The following is a 17,269-nucleotide window of genomic DNA, read 5'->3' on the forward strand; positions in this document are numbered from 1 at the left end:
ACAGGCTGCAGGTCATGTCTCCGAAAGAAAACTATCTGCATGAATTTCTGCGGATTTTCTTTGCCAACCGCCAGCTGATCAAACGGGTCTTCCTGGTATTTGCCGTCATCACGCTGTTGATGCCGCTGGTGCTCAAGCAAACCTTCGACATCACTGCCGAAGTCCTGGTGCAGTCCAAAAAGCTGCCCCAAAGCGACGCGAACACGGCCCTGAGCCAAGAGACGGACAAGTTCCTGCCGCCCTCGCTGGCCGACATGGAAACGGAAAGCAACATCCTTCGCTCGCCCTCGCTAATGCGCGAAACCGTTCGCCAGCTGCACAACGAAGGTGTGTACAGCCCGAGCCAAGGCGTGTTCCACATGCTGGTGCTCGAACCGCTGCGCACCTATGTCGCCAACCCATTGCGAGAATACGTCATCAACCCGCTGCGCGACGCGTTGGGACTTGATATCGACCCGGTACGTGACGGGACCATCGACGCCATGACCGAGCAGGCCAGCGCAGCGCTTACCGTGGAAACCCTGCCCGGGTCCAATGTCATCTCGGTGAGTTACAGCTTCCCCGATCCCGAACTGGGCACCATGCTGGTCACCCGGCTCTTGGAAAACTACCTCAAGAGCCGCCAGAACCTGCAGTCCAACGACCTCCCGGAGTCTTTTTTCGAGCAGAAAAAGAGCCAGTATCAGGTGCGCATCGGCGAACTGGAGGAGCGTCGCAGGGGCCTGCTCGAGAGCATTGGCGCATCGGACCCCAAGGAGGAGATCACCTTCCGCCTGAATGCGATCAACACCGAAGAACAGGCACTGAACCTGTACCGTGACCGCTTTTTGGAAAACCAGCGCTGGCTCGACTATCTCACCACCAATCTGGCGGCTGCCCGTAAGGCCAGCTTCAATGACGCGACCTTCCCGTTCACCTTCACCCACACGGTGGACAACGCCGCCTATGAAGACCGAGAGATCAAACAGCTCGGCGAAAAGCTGATCGACCAGGTCAGCAGCTATGGCAACGCCACCGCCTCGTTCCAGGAGGGCAGCCTGCCGGTACTGCAGCAACGCGAGCGGATCGCCCGTACGCGCGACCAGTTCCTCAAGGTTGTGGAGAACCGCATCCTCGAGCGCAATAGCGAGCTCGTCACGCTGCAACAGGTGATTGCGCAGAAGACCGAGCGCATCGGCCAATACAAGGCCCGCGTAGGGGACCTGCAGAACGTACAGGCACAACTTCGTCTTTTCGACACGGAAATCGATGCGCTCCACAAGGCCTTCTTCACCTATACCCAGCGATATGAGGAGAGCCGCTCGCAAGGTCTGCTCGACGGCAGCGCGTCCAATGCGCGAGTGCTCAGTTGGCCATACGAACCGGCAGAGCCGGCCTTTCCCAAGCCTATGCTGATTCTCCCGCTCGGCCTGCTGACCGGCTTGATGCTCGCCGTAGCGCTCGGCTACCTGCGCGAATTCTTTGATCATCGCTTCAAGCATCCGGCGCAGTTGACCGAACACCTCGGCTTACCTGTGTTGATGGTGATCAACGAGAAAGAGATTCCACAACCACCGGCACCGAAGGCCTGGAGCTGGCCATGGGTTTGGTACTGGATACGTCAGTGAACGAAGTGGAGCGACCAGCGGCCCTGCCGGTCATTCATCTGATCAGCAGTGGCGGTTTCTACGGCGCGGAACGCATGCTGCAGGATCACTGCCTGGCCATGCAGGGCCGGCATCAGGTGGTGTTCCTCGACGCACCCATGGGGTTGATCGAGCGCTTTCGCCAGGCAGGTGTGGACTGCCTCGCCTGCCGGAGTCTGGGCGCCTTGCTGCATCATGTGCGCCAGCGCCGCAGCGAGCAGCCATTGATCAATACCCATAATTTCAAGGGCATGATCTACGGCTGCATCGCTGCCACGCTGTTTGGCCTGCCCCTGGTGACCACCCAGCACGGCTTCACCCCACGTAGCCCCAAGCAGCGCTTCTACACCTGGGTGAGCCTGCAACTGTGCCGCCTGCCGCCGGTACGCCAAGTGGTCTGTGTCGCTGATAGCATCGAACGCATCCACCGTGCGGCAGGTATTCGCCAGGACAAGCTCCAGGTGATTCCTAATGGTCTGCCTGAACCAACCGCCCTGCCCGCCGGAGATCGCACCGAGGCGCCCCGGATCGGCTACGTCGGTCGCCTCAGCGCCGAGAAGGGCCCCGATCTGTTTCTCGACGCGTTGATCCCGCTGTGTCAGCGCCACCTCGACTGGAGTGCCGTTCTGCTGGGTGATGGCGCTGAACGTGAACATCTGCAGGCGCGCATCGATGCCGCCGGCCTGGCGGAACGCATTCGTCTGCCGGGCTATCAGCAGGATATGCCCGCCTGGCTTGGACGGCTGTCAGCACTGGTGATCAGTTCGCGCACCGAAGGCACTCCGATGGTGCTGCTCGAAGCCATGCAGGCACGGATTCCGGTGGCAGCGTTCGCGGTCGGCGGCATACCGGACATGCTCAGCCACGGCCACGACGGCCTGCTGGCGACACCCGGCGACACCGCATCCCTGGCCGAGCAGGTCGAGCGTCTGATCTGCGAGCCCGGCCTTGCCGAGCGCTTATCTGCTCAGGCGCATTCGACACAGCGCAGCCGCTATCACCTCCCCCGGCTCGCCGAGCGCTGGGCGCAACTGTACTACCGAGCCAGAGGGCTGACAGGATGATCGCAACGGCGGCCATGGGCGGTGTGCTGGCACTGCTTTGCCTGGGCTTACTGGCCAGCCCGTGGCCCTTCCTCGCGCCTTTCGTGGTGTTAGGTCTGGCGGGCCTGGCGGTCCTGTACCGCCGTCCCGCCTGGGGACTGCTTGCCATCGCCGCGCTGGTGCCATTCGAGGGGCTGTTCAAGGGCAGCGAATTCACCGGAGCCAAGCTGCTGGGCGTCTCGATGATCGGCATCCTCGCCGTGCAGTTGCTGTTACGACAGATGCCAGCCGAGCGTTTGCGAAACAACCTTTGGCGGCCGCTTTCGCTGTTCATCCTCGCCTATCTGATCAGCCTGATGTTTAGCGAACGATATGGCCTATCCTTCGGCCACCTGCGCGAGCTGGCCGTGGGTCTGGCGCTGTTTTTCATTACCGTGCTGGTCGCCGCGGAGCTGGACCTGAAAATGCTGTTCAGGCTGGTCTCGCTGAGCGTGGCCGCAACCTGCGCGATGGCGTTGGTATCGGCCAAGCATCAGGTCGGCGGCCGGGCAATCGGCCTACTCGAAGATGCCAACTATTTCGCCCTGTTGATCGCCTTTGCCGCGCCAATGTCCGCCTGGCTTGCGCTGCGTGCGCGCCACCTGCTGACACGACTGGCCTGGCTGGCGGTCACCCTGTTGTTACTGGCGGGGATGACCAAGACCGACTCCCGCTCTGGACTGGTGGTGCTGGTCGGCTGCTTATTGATCGGACTCTGGCATCACCGCGCCGAGCTAAGCCAGATCCGCTCGCGGCATTTCGGCTTCGTCCTGCTGGGAGCGGCCATTGTGATACCCCTGGGTCTGATGTCGCTGCCGGCCGATTACGTGGCGCGCATCAAATCGCTTGTCGAACTCAAGTCCGGCATCAATGCCCACCAGGACGCTTCCCTCGGGCGTCGTGCTTCCTATCTGGTCGTCGGCGGCCAGATGATCCGCGACAATCCGCTGGCCGGCAGCGGCCCGGGCACCTTCCCGGTGCACTACGCGGCGACCGGCTTTGCCAAGGCGTTTTCGGAGGAGGCCGGCACCGCCGATCTCTACCGTCGGGCACACAATACCTATCTGGAGTTGTTCAGCGAGATTGGTATACCGGGCGGCTTGTTATTCACTGCGCTAATCCTGTTCGGTCTTCGCAACTTCGAGCGAGCACGGCAGGCGTCGCAAGCGTGCGGCGATGCCGAACGGGCCGACCTGGCCACGCACCTGGCCCTGAGCTTTCTGGCGGTGGCATTGTTCTTGATGTTCCTCAGTGCACCCAACCACAAATACCTGTGGATCATGCTCGGGCTGTCCGGCTATCTGAGGCTCGATGCTGAAGCCCGGCTCGCCCGCATGAGGCACACCGCGTGAACGGAATCAGCATCGTCATCCCCATGTTCGACGAGGCCCGGCACATCGTTCGGACCCTGAAGGCTGCGCGGGCCGCCGCCGACGCTGCGGAGCTCGCCTGTGAGCTGATCGTGGTGGACAACGGCTCGCGCGACGAAGGGCCGGCGCTCGCCGAGGCAGGCGGCGCTCGCGTATTGCATCAACCTGGTCTTTACATTGGCGCGCTGCGCAACCGCGGCGCCGCCACCGCCCGATATGACAGCCTGGCCTTTCTCGATGCCGACATTGAAGTGCCGCTCGATTGGTTGCGGCAATGGACATCCCGCGCGGAGCGCGGCGATGCCGACGTGCTCGCCCTGGCGTGCGATACGCCCAGGCAAGCCCCTTGGTATGCCCGCGCCTGGCAGCGCCGCAGTCTGCCGGCCGCCGCCGAGCAACGTCCAAGCTGGCTGCCCAGCGCCAATCTTTGCCTGCCTCGCGATGCCTTCGAAGCCGCCGGCGGATTCAACGAGCAGTTGCGTACCGGAGAAGACAAGGATTTCGGCCTGCGCCTGCACGGCCTGGGTGCACGCCAGCTGTTGCTGAAATCGCCCAGCGTACTGCACTGGGGTTACGAAGCCTGCTGGAGCGAATGGTTCGGCAAGGAGCTCTGGCGTCAGGGCAGCCACTTGCAGTTGCTGCGCACCCGGGCGTATGCCCACTGGCGGCTGTTGCGTTTTCCAATGCTCGCGCTGAGCAACTGGCTGCCGACATTGCTGGCGCTATCGTCAATCGTCGGTGGCCTGCTCCCGCTGGCACTGGTGTTCGGAGCAGTCAGCACAGCGCCGGCGCTACTGCTCAGCCTGCGCCAAAGTGTCCGTCAGGGTGACCCGACGCTTACGCTGCAACTGTGGATTCTGCATTGGCTGCGCCTGCATCTCGCCGGCGGGGCCTTCCTGTTTAGCTTGTTCAATTGGACCGCCAGGAGACCTGCCCGTGGCTGATTTGGTGTTCTGGCTTTGCCTGTTGCTCCCGGCCTACGCCTATCTGGGTTACCCGTTGACTCTTGCGTTGCTTGCCGTATTCACCCGAGTCAAGCCGCTACTCCCCAGCGAGCCGTTGTCCGTCAGCGTGGTCATCGCAGCGCACAACGAAGCAGCACACATCGAGCAAAAGTTGCGAGCACTGCTGACGCAGGACTATCAAGCCACGCGCTTGCAGATCATCGTCGCCAGCGATGGTTCAAGCGATGACACCGTCAGCCGCGCCCGCGCGTTGGAAGACTCCAGCATCCAGGTGCTGGATCTGCCACGCGGTGGCAAGGCCGCCGCGCTGAATGCGGCCGTCGCATTGGCCGACGGAGACGTGCTGGTGTTCACCGATGCCGACAATCAGTGGAACGAGCGCACCCTCGGCCGGTTGCTGGCCCCTTTTGCGGATCCGGACGTAGGCTGCGTCGGTGGACACATGGTCATTCCCGACCCAGGCCATGCGCTGAGTCTGGGCGATAGCCTGTACCGTCATTACGAAGCCTGGCTGCGCCGTGCCGAGAACCGCACCGGCTGCATGGTATCCACTGACGGCGCGCTGCTCGCATTGCGCCGCGAGCTGTTCCAGACAGTGCCAGCACAGGTCAACGACGACTTCTTCCTCAGCACCTGCGCACCCGTGGCAGGGAAGCGTATCGTCTATGCCGACGATGCGGTCGTACTCGATCAGGGCGTGGACGAGATCGGCAAGCAGTTCCGTCGTCGTTTGCGCGTTACCGTCGGTGGGCTGCAGAGCCTGGCCTGCCGCCGTACGCTGATGAATCCCTTACGTCACGGGTTCTATGCGGTAGCGCTTGTCAGTCACAAACTGATTCGTCGACTGGCGCCAGTCCTGCTCGTTCCGCTGCTACTCAGCAGCGTCTGGCTGCACGACACTGGACCGTTCTACCGACTGTTCGTGATCGCGCAGCTGGCCGGCTATGCAGTCGGTCTATTAGGATTGCTCGACACCCGTGGCATCCTGCCCAAGCCATTCCGGCTGGCGGCCTTCCTGCTTGTGACCCTGGCCGGAATGTGCGGTGGCCTCTGGCAATTCCTGCGAGGACACAGCTATCAGCAATGGAATCCTCAGCAGAATCGCTAAGCCATGACTCCCTCTCAAACGTGCAAGGCCACACTCGGTTGGCTTCAGTTCAACAGTCCCGGCGGACGCAACAAGCTTCGCGGTGCACGCCTGATTCTCATGCTGCACCGCGTGCTGGCCGACGACAACGCAGCGGCCTTGCCTCACCGGGCCGAGCTCTGTATCGGCCAGCTGGCCTTCGCCCGCCTGCTCGCTTGGCTGCGGCAGCACTTCGTATGCGTTCCACTGGAAGATCTGCTCACCGCCCCCTCGGATGGCCTGACCCGGATCGCGCTGACATTCGATGATGGTTGGCGGGACAACGCGGAAGTGGCTTATCCGCTGCTCGCCCACTATCGGGTACCCGCCAGCATCTTTCTGTCGACCGATTTCATCGGCAACCCGCGGGGGTTCTGGTGGGAAAGCATCGGTGAAACCCTGTGGTGCAGCGCTGGCGCACCGGCCCGAAGCCTCTTGCTGCAACGCTTGGCCGAGTGTGGCGCGCCACCGTTGCCGGCAAACTTCGACTCCCTTCCCGAACGGCGCCGCAGCCGAGCCCTGGCGATCTATCTACAATCGCTCAAGGCGCTACCTGCCACGACGCTGCAACACCTGGCCAACGCCTGCCCGCAGGAAGCACTGCATGCGATGAACTGGGAGCAAGTCGCCGAGCTGGAGCGTTCCGGCTGGGTACGCTTCGGTCCGCACGGTGCCGGGCACGGTATTCTCACGAAACTGGACGATGCAGCCTTAACCGACGATCTGCAGCGCAGCCATCTGGCGCTTGCAACGCATTGCCAAACACCGCTACCGATCTACTGCTACCCCAATGGCGATCACGACAGCCGCGTTCGCCAGGCAGTCGCTCAGCTCGGTTACCGGCGCGCCCTCGGTACCCATCCCGGGCTCTACCGTGACGGCGATGATCCTCTGGCATTGGCCCGCATCGGTGTCAGTCACCCAATGGCTCGTCATCCGGGGCTGTTCGCCTGGCGCCTGATGCGGAGCCTGGCGCAGTGAGCCGACATCAATATTTGCGTCATCTCGCGTTGAGCGTAGGCACTCGCCTGGCCATGATCGGCCTGCGATTGCTGCGCAACGTACTGCTCGCACGAATTCTCGGCCCCTCCGAGCGAGGTTTGTTCGCGTTGCTCAGCGCTCTGCCAGATCTGCTGGCTGCGCTTACCAGCGGCGGGTTGAATACGGCGCTGGGCTATCAAGCCGCCCAGCAACGCGCCATGGGCCTGCTACTCACGCAAATAGTGGTGTTCGGCTGCCTTTCGGCCGGCCTTTTGACGCTGTGCGGGGTCCTGTTGGCCGATCAGTTCGGCTCGGAGCTGGATACCGCGCGCCAGCTCGGGCCGCTGATCTGGATCCTGCTGCTCGCGGTACCACTGACCGTCCTCAAGAGCGGCTTGCTGACGCTGCACAATGCCGACGGCCGAGTCACTTCGTTCAACGCCCTTCGGCTGCTCGAATCGGCGGCGCCGCTGGTGTTGTTCCTGGCACTCTTCTGGATGTGGAAAGACGCGGCGTTGCAGGCCGCGGTGGTCAGTTGGCTACTGGGCATAGCGCTGGTGGCGGTAGCGGGCTGGTACTGGCTTGGCCGCTTCCATGGATTGCGGTTGCGCTGGGACGCGAGCAGTCATCGGGAGCTGCTGCGATACAGCAGCAAGAGTCACCCCGACGTCTTGTTCCAACAGGTGCTGTTGCGCTCGGACTACCTGTTCATCGGCGCTTTTATCGGCAGCGAAGCGTTGGGTTACTACGCAATGGCCACTGCAGCCGCCGAGCTGCTGCTGATCGTACCGGAGGCAGTGACTACCCCGCTGATGAAGCGCCTGCTCAGGCAAGGTGAAGGCATCAAACAGCTCACCCCGTTCGCGTTGCGTGTCACCGCTACCGTGATGCTGGTCGCCTGTACAGGCATGGCGTTGTTGGGCCAGTGGCTGATCGTAAGCCTGTTCGGCGTGAACTACGCGCCCGCCTATCCCGCCCTCTTAGCCTTGCTGCCTGGCCTGTTCGGTCTGTGCTATGCCAGCATTCTGCGCCTGGACCTGCTTGGCAAGAACCGGCCGGGAAGCGTATCGCTGATAATGGGCGCCGGTGCAGCGCTCAATGTGTTACTCAATCTACTGTTGATCCCACCACTGGGGATCGTTGGTGCCGGCCTCGCATCCTCAGTGGCGTATCTGGCGGTCAGCCTGGCGATGCTGCTGTTCTATTGTCGGATCAGTCAGGTGCCACTGATCCATACGCTGTTTATCCTGCCAAGCGATATCGCCCGGCTGCGCCCGCTTCTGAAGGGTGGGGAGGTCACGACATGAAGCGAATCATTGCACTCCTGGTAGGCCTGCTGTCCAACCCGATCGTTGCGGCCGACCTTAACTGGCAAGCGCTGCGCGACGGCACCCTGTACCTCTACCCGCAAGGTACCCAACAACTGCAAATCAGCTGGCACCCCGCCTGGCAAGCGGAAGCCAATGAAGAGCACCTTTATCTGGTCGATGGCCGAGGCCAGTTGCTGGCGGACCGGACTATCCTGGCGAGCGAAACGAGTGGGCAGCAGCGGTGGTCCCTCTCCGAAGCCTCGGCCCCGTATCGCCTGGAGATCCCGGGATACAGCTTTCGCGACTACCAGGTCAGCCATACCGACAGCGTCGCTGCCATGCTCGAGCCGGTGAAGTTGCATTTCAGCGCTGACGTCAGCCGTAACGTGACTTTGTATTTCCACACTCGCGCCGGTGAGCGGGCCGTACTGGCTGGCAAGTATCACGGCGGCGTGCAGTCACTACAGGCACGCCGGCTGGCGGACGGGCAGCAAGTGTCGCTGATGCTCAAAGCCTACGACACCTACTCGCATTTCGATCAGGTCGCCCTTCCTGTGTCAAAACAGGACCAGGTCTGGCAATTGAAGCTGGTGGGTAGCGGTAAAGCGGCCTTCTGGCTCGATGGGACGCCCAACTTGTTCGCCCAGCGTCCCGATCATCTGCGAGCTCCGCACTGGGATCCAGGCGAGGTCCGACTCAGGCTCGACGACGTCGTGCTAGGCCCCGCGCCGTCAGTCGGTATCGAATTACCCTATGCCGCTCCACCGGAGTCGGCATTTGCCGCGCTGGATCTGCTCAAGCCGCAAGCTGGCGGCTATTACAGCTTTGTCGACGTGTTGAGCCAGCAGCCCGACAGAGAGCGCCCGTTTCGCGAGATCTACCAGGAACGCTTCGGCATCGAGCGCAGCGTCACATTGCTAGCAGGCAGCGGCCGTAGGGCAGTGCTGATGGCCGATGCGACCACCCTCTCCGGTCTCGCTGCCTGGCTGGATGACAGCCGTGCACTCGGTGGCGGCCTGCATTACCTTGCCGTTGCCGACGAGCCGAACCTCAACTATCCGGACTTCGACAGCTTCGAACGCTATTTCGCCGTACTCAGTCGGCAGATCCGCGCCAGCACGGGTGCTTATGCTGCAGGTGTCCGCATTGCGATGCCGGCCAGCTCCCGACTGGTCAACGGGCCGACACGCGACAACGCGGCACAGCGCCGCGGGGCGGGCTGGGCCACGCGTCTACTGGCGCGCCACGGCTCATACATCGACGCCCTGGCCTGGCATGAGTGGATGGTGCGCGATCTGCTCGCTACCCGCGTCTACCGGGACAGCGTCCTCGCTGCAGCGAAACTGGTCGGGCTGGATGAACATGCCCGGCCGCGCAAGGCATTGCTCCTGGACCAGACCAATATCTCCAGCGGATCGAGTCTCAGCCCCTACGAGCAGAACACGCATTTCGCCTCGCTCTGGTGGGCATCGGTCGTCATCAACGCGTCACAGGACGGTTTGCTGGATATGATCAATTACTTCCAGGCCGCCGACGAACCGGATTACCCGAAAGGCATGCTGCGCGCAGACGGTCAAGGCGGGTACGCACTCAAACCGGTAGGCCTGGCGCAGGCGTTCATCGCCAGGCATTGGGGCAACCGGGTCGTGAAAATGGAAAATGACGCATTCGAAGTCGACGCCTTGGCACTGGATGCGCCGACCGAGGGTGCGGTGCGACGTCGTGTGCTGGGCGTAAACAAGGTGCCTCGAGAGCAGAAGGTACGCATCGAAGCGGTCAGTTGTGCCAACGCGTTCCGGTTGACACTGTTCGGCCCGGACAGCACCGAGCGCGAAGGACGCTGGCGCTGTGACCGGGACACCCTCAGCTTTTCTCTGCCGGGAGAAACGCTGTTCTCGATGGATTGGGAACGACCATGACGGAATCACTCACCCTGCTCGGCAAGATTAGGCGCAAGGGCCTCATTGGGAGCGCTCGACTGCTATGGGCACGTTACGTCTATCGCCACGATGAACTGATCTGGATGGAGCGCGCGTTGGATTTGCCCGCGCCTCGTTATCCTCGCCAGAGCAGCTGGCGGAAGGAACGTATCACGGAGGCGCTACTGCCGGCGTTCGATCGCTATTTCGCGGCATACACATCGGGACTCCTGTCGCTCATCCGCTCCGATAGCCTCGGTGAAGCCTATCTCGACGCGGATGGCCAGGTAATCGGCATGGCGTGGTTCAGTCGAAGTGACTATTACGATGACCAGACCTACCACTGCTGGCTGCGTCTGCCGCCCGGTCGCATCTATCAGTTCGCCGGAGAAGTGGCGCAGCCCTATCGGGGTACGGGCATGGCGGTGCTGTTGCAGCGAGACCCATGGCAAGCCTTTCTGGCTGAGGGTTTCAGCCACACGCGGGCAGTGGTCAACATGAACAACCAGCCCGCGCTGAAAATGCACGTGAAGCTGGGATTCGAGGAAGTGGGTGAAAGCATTCACACCTATTGCCTGTTCAATTGCCTGAACTTCCATCGCTATGCCCGATATGACGGCAAACGTCTCCAGCACATACGCAAATCCAAATTCAACATCCGCAACACCCAGCCGACCACGGCGGAGCACCACGAATGACCGAACGCCTGGAGTGGCAAACAAGCCTGTGCTCACCGAAGTTTCCCGCAGTGGCGTATGAAGCACTGTGCGAGCAACTGGCACAAAGCACGCCGTTCAATCGTCTGGCCTGGTTGCAGGCTGCCGAGCGTGAACTCGCTCCCACGTGCTCGCTGCAGGTGTTGTTGCTCTGGCAGAGCGATCGGCTGGTTGGTTGCATCCCGCTGATCTGCTGTCCACTTCGCGTGTTCGGCGTGACGATCAGTGAAGTCAGGCACCTGGGCCATCCGCTGAGCGACCGGGTCGGCTTGATGCTGGACGTAGGTGCCGACCAGCTGCTCGAACCGGCCTTGATGGCCATTCGCAGGCGAATGCCCCATGCGCGGCTGCAGCTCAACGAAATTCCTGCAAGCCCGAAACACCGCAATTTGCTCGAACACTGGGCTAGCCAAAGCTGGCAATGGGAAGCGCGCACCAGCTGTCGCGTGCCGGAACATCAACTGAGCGAAGCCGATCGCCAGGAGGTCGCGGGCGATACCCGCTACAAGCTGCGCCGCGCACGCAAACGTGCGCAAGCTTGCGGCGCCGTAGTGAAACGACTCACGCCCGATGCAACGACCATTGGCCCGTGCCTGGAACAGCTCGCCATCGTCGAAGACGCAAGCTGGAAAGGCGATGACGGAATTGGAATCTTCAGCCCAGGCACCCACCGGGACTGGACCATCAAGGGATTCACAGCACTGGCTGCGGAAGGCCGAGTCCGTGTGGTGCAACTGACGCTCGAGGGCCGCTGCATCAGCTATCGCCTCGGCCTGCTCGATCAGGGTCGGCTATACGATTACAACCTTGCATTTTTGCCCGAATACGCTTCGCTGGGTAGCGGCCGACTGTTGCTGGACGAGTGGTTCCATTGGGGGCTCGATGAAGGCTGGGATTACATTGACGCCTCACGGATCAGCCTGCACCAGTCCAGCCATCAACTTCATGAGCGCATGACAGGTCAGGTCGAGCATCTGCGATGGAGCTTCTATTCTCGCAGACCTGCCGGCATCGCGCTTGGGCTCGCCTACGGATTGTGGGTACGGATCAAGCCGCGGCTGCAGGCGTGGCGTAGCCGGCGTCAGACCAAGGCGCCGAACGCAGCCGCATCGAGCAACCTTCCTGCTGACTCATGAGAACCGGTATGCCATTCAGAGTGATCATCAACGCCGATGACTTCGGCCTGTCGAGCGTAAACAATCAGGTGATCGCCGCTGCCTTCCGTCAAGGGGTGATCAGTTCGGCAACGTTAATGGCCAATGCTCCTGCCTTCGAGGCAGCTTGCCAACTTATCAAGACGGAGCGCCTTCGCGGTCGCATCGGCCTGCATCTGAACCTAACCTATGGACGACCTCTGACTGAGGCCATTACCCAGTATCGAGAGTTCTGTTCGCCTGCGGGAGAATTCGACCTAAGTCTCACGCAGCGCTGCCTTTGGCTTTCCCGACCGGTCCGCAAGGCGGTACGTCAAGAAATCCAGACGCAGTGGCAACACTGTCTGGACCAGGGAATTCGGCCAAGCCATCTGGATTCCCATCAACACGTTCACAACCTGTGGCCGGTGGGCGAAGAGCTCGCACGCTTCGCCGCCGAGCAGAACGTGCCCTTGCGTCCGGCACGTAACCTGGGGCGCAACATCAGCCTGCCCAAGCGTCTGTTCAAGCGGTTACTCAACCGCCGCCTGCGCCAGCTTGCCGGGCGAACTGCGGACTTCTCTTGTACCCCCTTCGATCTCACGAACACTCGGTTGCCCGCGCATGGCACCCTGGAAATCATCGCCCATCCAACCCAACTAGCGGATGGCTTCGGCGACGAATACCTGGACGCCGAAATCCGTCTGGACGAACTGCTGCAACGTAGCCTTCCCAAGGTTCAGCGTATTGGGTATGCCCAGCTCTGATCAGCCTTCAGAACGAAAGCGCTGCAAGGCGCGACGCTGCTTCTTGCTCGGCCTGCCATCGGTCTCGACGCCGAGGGTACCTGCCTTGCGCATAGCCGCTGCGTTTTCCCGCCGGGACAGGCTTTCGGCCGTTTCTTCGTATAACAGTTGCGCTTCCGGCGCGCCCTTGCGCACGGCCGACAAGGCGCGAATGACCACGGTGCGTTCGTCGAAGCCGGCGCGAATCACCAATTCTTCGCCGAGCTTGGGTTCCTTGCTCGGCTTGCAGCGCTCGCCACGGCAGTGCACCTTGCCGCCCTCAATGGCAGCCTTTGCCAGCGCCCGCGTCTTGAAGAAGCGCGCGGCCCATAACCACTTGTCCAACCGGACCTTGCCGTCATCTTTTTCGCTCATCACTCAACTCGGTTAGCCGTCTTGTTGTCATAGATTCGTACAGGTAGATGCGGTTGTCATGCACCCCGTCTAGAATGCGCGGAAATCTACTGGGTACGCTTTTGTTGAACAGTCCTGACCTCCAAACAGTCATCGGTTTGCGCGAATGGATCGCTCTGCCCGAGCTCGGCGTGGTCGGCCTGCGCGCAAAGATCGATACCGGCGCGAGCACCTCCGCCTTGCATGCGACCGACATCAGCGAATTCAAGCGCGATGGCGAACGCTGGGTCCGTTTCACGGCGCACCTGGGTACATTGGTACAGAGCCGCCACCGCTGTGAAGCGCCAGTAGTCGCACGCAAGACGATCAAAAGTTCCAATGGCCATGCACAAACCCGCTATGTGGTGCGCACGCTGTTGGCGCTGGGCTCTCATCTGTGGGCCGTGGAATTTACCCTTACCTGTCGCAAGACCATGCGCTATCGCCTGCTGCTGGGGTCAAAAGCCCTGATGGACGGCAAATGGCTGGTCGACCCTGCACGCACCTACGTGCAGGAAAAACCCCAGACCCTTACCTCTCCCGGTGCCCAATGAAAATCGCCGTGCTGTCGCGCAACCCACGTTTGTATTCGACCCGCCGCCTGGTGGAGGCTGGCCAACAACGTGGCCATGAGGTCGTCGTGATCGACACCCTGCGCGCCTACATGAATATCGCCAGTCACAAACCCCAGATTCACTACCGTGGCCGTCCGCTGGAAGGTTTCGATGCGGTGATCCCGCGGATTGGCGCCTCGGTCACCTTTTATGGTTGCGCCGTGCTGCGCCAGTTCGAGATGCAGGGCGTCTTCCCGCTCAACGAATCGGTGGCCATCGCCCGCTCAAGGGACAAGCTGCGCTCGCTGCAATTGCTGGCGCGACGCGGCATCGGCCTGCCGGTGACCGGCTTCGCCCATTCGCCGGATGACATCGCCGACCTGATCAGGATGGTCAACGGCGCGCCCCTGGTCATCAAGGTGCTCGAGGGGACTCAGGGCATCGGCGTGGTCATGTGCGAAACCGCCACGGCCGCCGAGTCGGTGATCGAAGCCTTCATGGGCCTGAAGCAGGACATCATGGTGCAGGAATACATCAAGGAAGCCGGCGGCGCGGATATCCGCTGCTTTGTCGTCGGCGACAAGGTGATCGCCGCGATGAAACGCCAAGCCAAGCCCGGCGAATTTCGCTCCAACCTGCACCGCGGCGGCACCGCCAGCCTGATCAAGATCACTCCGGAAGAGCGCATGACCGCCATCCGCGCCGCCAAGGTCATGGGCTTGAGCGTGGCTGGCGTGGATATCCTGCGCTCCAATCACGGCCCGCTGGTGATGGAGGTGAACTCTTCCCCCGGCCTGGCCGGAATCGAAGAAACGACCGGCAAGGATGTTGCCGGACTGATCATTCAATACCTGGAGAAGAACGCCGGCCCTCACCTGACCCGAACCAAAGGCAAGGGCTGAACAGCCGGCGAGCCGACGCCAGCTCAGGCGTCGGAACGGTCCTGCGCCTTGCGCGACATCGGCATTAGCATTTATGCGCTTTTTTTGGCGATCAGCTTCGAGCCTGACGAGGCAGGACTAATCCTAGCGGTAAGCTGACACGTGCCTCCAATCCGCCACCTTCACGATTGCGCAGTTCGATTACACCGCCATGCTGAGAAGCGATGCGTTTGACGATGGCCAATCCCAGCCCGGCACCCTGCCCACCGCGAGCACGGTCACCCCGGATGAACGGGTTGAAGATTTCTCCCAACTCGCCCTGGTCGATACCGACCCCCCGGTCGAGCACGCTGAGCACCACATAGGGCGCGCTGCTGTCATCGGAGACGTAAGCGGCGACTTCGACACCATGGCCCCCGTAGCGCAAGGCGTTCTCGATGAGATTGACCAACAGGCGCTTGATCGATACCCGGCGCAGCGCCAGTGGTGGCATCGGCTCGACACAAAGGCGCACGTTCTCACCGTACTGGTTATAGGGCGCCACGACTTCGCGGACCAGCTCGCCCAGGTCGACGCTTTCCACCGGTTCGTCGCTGCCGTCCCGGACGAAGGCGAGGAACTGGTCGAGGATCGCGTTCATGTCCTCAATGTCACGCACCATATCTTCGGTGAGTTCGGAATCGCTGGTCATCAGCTCCAACGATAGGCGCAGACGGGTCAGCGGCGTACGCAAGTCATGGGAAACGCCGGCCAGCATCAGCTCGCGCTCGCGCCCGGCCTGTTCGACGTCTTCGGCCATCTGGTTGAATGCGCGATAGACCTCGGTCATCTCACTTGGCGTGTCGCTGATGGGCAGCCGCACGCTGCGGCCCTTGCCGATCTGCCGCGCCGCGTAGACCAGCCGCTTGAGCGGCAGGTTGAGCTGGCTGACGAAAATCCATGCCGCCGCGGTGGACAACAGCCCGATCCCGAGGAACCAGCCGAGCACGCTCCAGATTCGCTGTCCGCGCAATGGATACGCATAGAGCGGCACCTGTAGCCAGTCCGGGCCCAGACTCGGCGCCCGCACCCAGATCGCCGTCTGCGGCTGAATACGCACCCGTACCTCGGTTTCGCCACCGAGTTCGGTCTGCATTTGCCGCTGAAAGATTTCCGTGTAGGGCCAGTGATATTCGCTGGGGGGCACCTCGTCATCACTGATGCGATGCAAGCCAGCGGCCTCGGCAATGCGTTCGCGGTTCTCTTCATCGGCGGCCCAGTAGGCGCGCAGGGTCAGTGCCGCGCCGTGGCTGTACTGCCGATCGACCATGACGTCCTCGTTCATCATCAGGTACACCAGCATCAATACCTTGGAGAACAGCACGACGATCAGCACCATCCACAGGGTGCGAGCGAAGAAACTTTGCGGGAACCAGAGCGGGGTTTTCATTTAACTGCAGGTCTCAAGCTACAAGCGGCAAGAAAAAGCAGAGGCGCGCCGTGCCGTAGCGTTTCTCCTTGCAGCTTGAGCCTCGCAGTTTGCGGCTTCACTTATTGCCATCGGGCACGAACACATAACCCACGCCCCAGACGGTCTGGATATAGCGTGGCTTGGACGGATCCGGCTCGATCAGACGGCGCAGGCGTGAAATCTGCACGTCAATGGAGCGCTCGAGCGCGTCCCACTCGCGACCGCGCGCCAGATTCATCAACTTGTCGCGGGTCAGCGGCTCGCGGGCGTGCTGAACCAGGGCCTTGAGCACGGCGAACTCACCGGTGGTGAGCATGTGTATCTCATCACCTTTCTTCAGCTCGCGGGTACCGAGGAACAGCTCGTAATCACCAAAGGCTACCGTCTCGTCTTCGCTTCCGGGTGCACCCGGCACCTGTGGCGCCTGTCGGCGCAGTACCGCGCGGATCCGCGCCAGCAGCTCGCGCGGATTGAAGGGCTTGGCCAGATAGTCGTCGGCCCCCTGTTCCAGCCCTTGAATCCGGCTGGTCTCGTCGCCCTTGGCGGTGAGCATGATGATCGGGATCTGATTGCCGCCAGTGCGCAGACGCGAACAGGCGGATAACCCATCCTCACCGGGCATCATCAAATCCAGCACGACCAGATGAAACAACTCGCGGCTGAGCACGCGATCCATCTGCTCGGCACTTTCTACGGTACGCACGCGATAGCCCTGCTCGTCGAGAAAGCGCTCGAGCAGGCGCCGCAGACGCGCGTCGTCATCGACTATGAGGATCTTTTCGCCTTCGCTGGCGGACGCAGTGCTGCTCATGGGAACTCCCGGAAAAATCGTCAACGCATTATGCGCATAGTGATGACGGCGCAACGGAAGCCATTGTTAGCAGATTTTGCGGAAGCTGAAAGCTCGGCCCGTAGAGTGGAAACCCACGAAGCGCTTCCACCACGACCATTCAACGCTGTCCCGCCCTTCCAAAGCAGA

At 61.9% G+C, this 17,269-nt stretch carries 16 protein-coding genes; 13 read left to right on the forward strand and 3 right to left on the reverse strand.

What is annotated here, in order from left to right; genetic code table 11:
• Nucleotides 1–14: 14 nt before the first annotated feature.
• Genes CH92_RS20315 through CH92_RS20365 form a run of 11 tightly spaced genes read left to right on the forward strand, consistent with a single transcriptional unit; the run spans nt 15 to nt 12,994 of the window.
• Nucleotides 15–1,607, forward strand: a complete 1,593-nt coding sequence (locus tag CH92_RS20315) for a GumC family protein (RefSeq protein WP_025243596.1) — start codon at nt 15–17, stop codon at nt 1,605–1,607.
• Nucleotides 1,580–2,689 (forward strand): glycosyltransferase family 4 protein, encoded by a 1,110-nt coding sequence (locus CH92_RS20320; RefSeq protein ID WP_025243597.1) that lies wholly within the window; start codon nt 1,580–1,582, stop codon nt 2,687–2,689. The genes CH92_RS20315 and CH92_RS20320 overlap by 28 nt, the downstream gene beginning before the upstream one ends.
• A complete protein-coding gene (locus CH92_RS20325; RefSeq protein WP_025243598.1) occupies nt 2,686–4,059 on the forward strand; it encodes an O-antigen ligase family protein in 1,374 nt (457 codons plus the stop codon). The genes CH92_RS20320 and CH92_RS20325 overlap by 4 nt, the downstream gene beginning before the upstream one ends.
• On the forward strand, nt 4,056–5,021 hold the full coding sequence (locus CH92_RS20330) for a glycosyltransferase (RefSeq protein WP_025243599.1): 966 nt from the start codon (nt 4,056–4,058) through the stop codon (nt 5,019–5,021). The genes CH92_RS20325 and CH92_RS20330 overlap by 4 nt, the downstream gene beginning before the upstream one ends.
• Nucleotides 5,014–6,150 carry a glycosyltransferase gene (locus tag CH92_RS20335; protein WP_025243600.1) on the forward strand — a complete coding sequence of 379 codons (1,137 nt, stop codon included), beginning with the start codon at nt 5,014–5,016 and terminating at the stop codon, nt 6,148–6,150. Before CH92_RS20330 ends, CH92_RS20335 begins: the two co-directional genes overlap by 8 nt.
• Nucleotides 6,151–6,153: 3 nt before the next feature.
• Nucleotides 6,154–7,149, forward strand: a complete 996-nt coding sequence (locus CH92_RS20340; protein WP_025243601.1) for a polysaccharide deacetylase family protein — start codon at nt 6,154–6,156, stop codon at nt 7,147–7,149.
• Nucleotides 7,146–8,456, forward strand: coding sequence for a lipopolysaccharide biosynthesis protein (locus CH92_RS20345; protein ID WP_025243602.1), 1,311 nt, complete (start codon nt 7,146–7,148; stop codon nt 8,454–8,456). Before CH92_RS20340 ends, CH92_RS20345 begins: the two co-directional genes overlap by 4 nt.
• Entirely contained in the window at nt 8,453–10,378 is a 1,926-nt protein-coding gene (locus CH92_RS20350) for a hypothetical protein (RefSeq protein ID WP_025243603.1), read from the forward strand. The genes CH92_RS20345 and CH92_RS20350 overlap by 4 nt, the downstream gene beginning before the upstream one ends.
• Nucleotides 10,375–11,076, forward strand: a complete 702-nt coding sequence (locus tag CH92_RS20355) for a GNAT family N-acetyltransferase (RefSeq protein ID WP_025243604.1) — start codon at nt 10,375–10,377, stop codon at nt 11,074–11,076. The genes CH92_RS20350 and CH92_RS20355 overlap by 4 nt, the downstream gene beginning before the upstream one ends.
• Nucleotides 11,073–12,230, forward strand: coding sequence for a GNAT family N-acetyltransferase (locus CH92_RS20360; protein ID WP_051517574.1), 1,158 nt, complete (start codon nt 11,073–11,075; stop codon nt 12,228–12,230). The genes CH92_RS20355 and CH92_RS20360 overlap by 4 nt, the downstream gene beginning before the upstream one ends.
• 8 nt (nt 12,231–12,238) lie before the next feature.
• Entirely contained in the window at nt 12,239–12,994 is a 756-nt protein-coding gene (locus tag CH92_RS20365) for a carbohydrate deacetylase (protein WP_038623198.1), read from the forward strand.
• Here CH92_RS20365 and CH92_RS20370 read toward each other — a convergent pair whose 3' ends face one another.
• Entirely contained in the window at nt 12,995–13,387 is a 393-nt protein-coding gene (locus CH92_RS20370) for an RNA-binding S4 domain-containing protein (RefSeq protein ID WP_025243605.1), read from the reverse strand.
• Nucleotides 13,388–13,461: 74 nt separating this feature from the next.
• Between CH92_RS20370 and CH92_RS20375 the strand changes: the two genes are divergently transcribed.
• Together CH92_RS20375 and rimK are read left to right on the forward strand one after the other, a co-directional pair.
• On the forward strand, nt 13,462–13,959 hold the full coding sequence (locus CH92_RS20375) for an ATP-dependent zinc protease (protein ID WP_144381061.1): 498 nt from the start codon (nt 13,462–13,464) through the stop codon (nt 13,957–13,959).
• Nucleotides 13,956–14,861, forward strand: coding sequence for a 30S ribosomal protein S6--L-glutamate ligase (gene rimK / locus CH92_RS20380; protein WP_025243607.1), 906 nt, complete (start codon nt 13,956–13,958; stop codon nt 14,859–14,861). Before CH92_RS20375 ends, rimK begins: the two co-directional genes overlap by 4 nt.
• Before the next feature lie 91 nt (nt 14,862–14,952).
• On the opposite strand, the gene CH92_RS20385 is transcribed toward rimK, so the two are convergent.
• Nucleotides 14,953–16,269 (reverse strand): ATP-binding protein, encoded by a 1,317-nt coding sequence (locus CH92_RS20385; RefSeq protein ID WP_025243608.1) that lies wholly within the window; start codon nt 16,267–16,269, stop codon nt 14,953–14,955.
• Nucleotides 16,270–16,366: 97 nt separating this feature from the next.
• Nucleotides 16,367–17,101 (reverse strand): two-component system response regulator OmpR, encoded by a 735-nt coding sequence (gene ompR, locus CH92_RS20390; protein ID WP_025243609.1) that lies wholly within the window; start codon nt 17,099–17,101, stop codon nt 16,367–16,369.
• Nucleotides 17,102–17,269 lie beyond the last annotated feature (168 nt).

Origin of the sequence: Stutzerimonas stutzeri (assembly GCF_000590475.1) — a bacterium.
GTDB classification, from domain to species: domain Bacteria; phylum Pseudomonadota; class Gammaproteobacteria; order Pseudomonadales; family Pseudomonadaceae; genus Stutzerimonas; species Stutzerimonas stutzeri_D.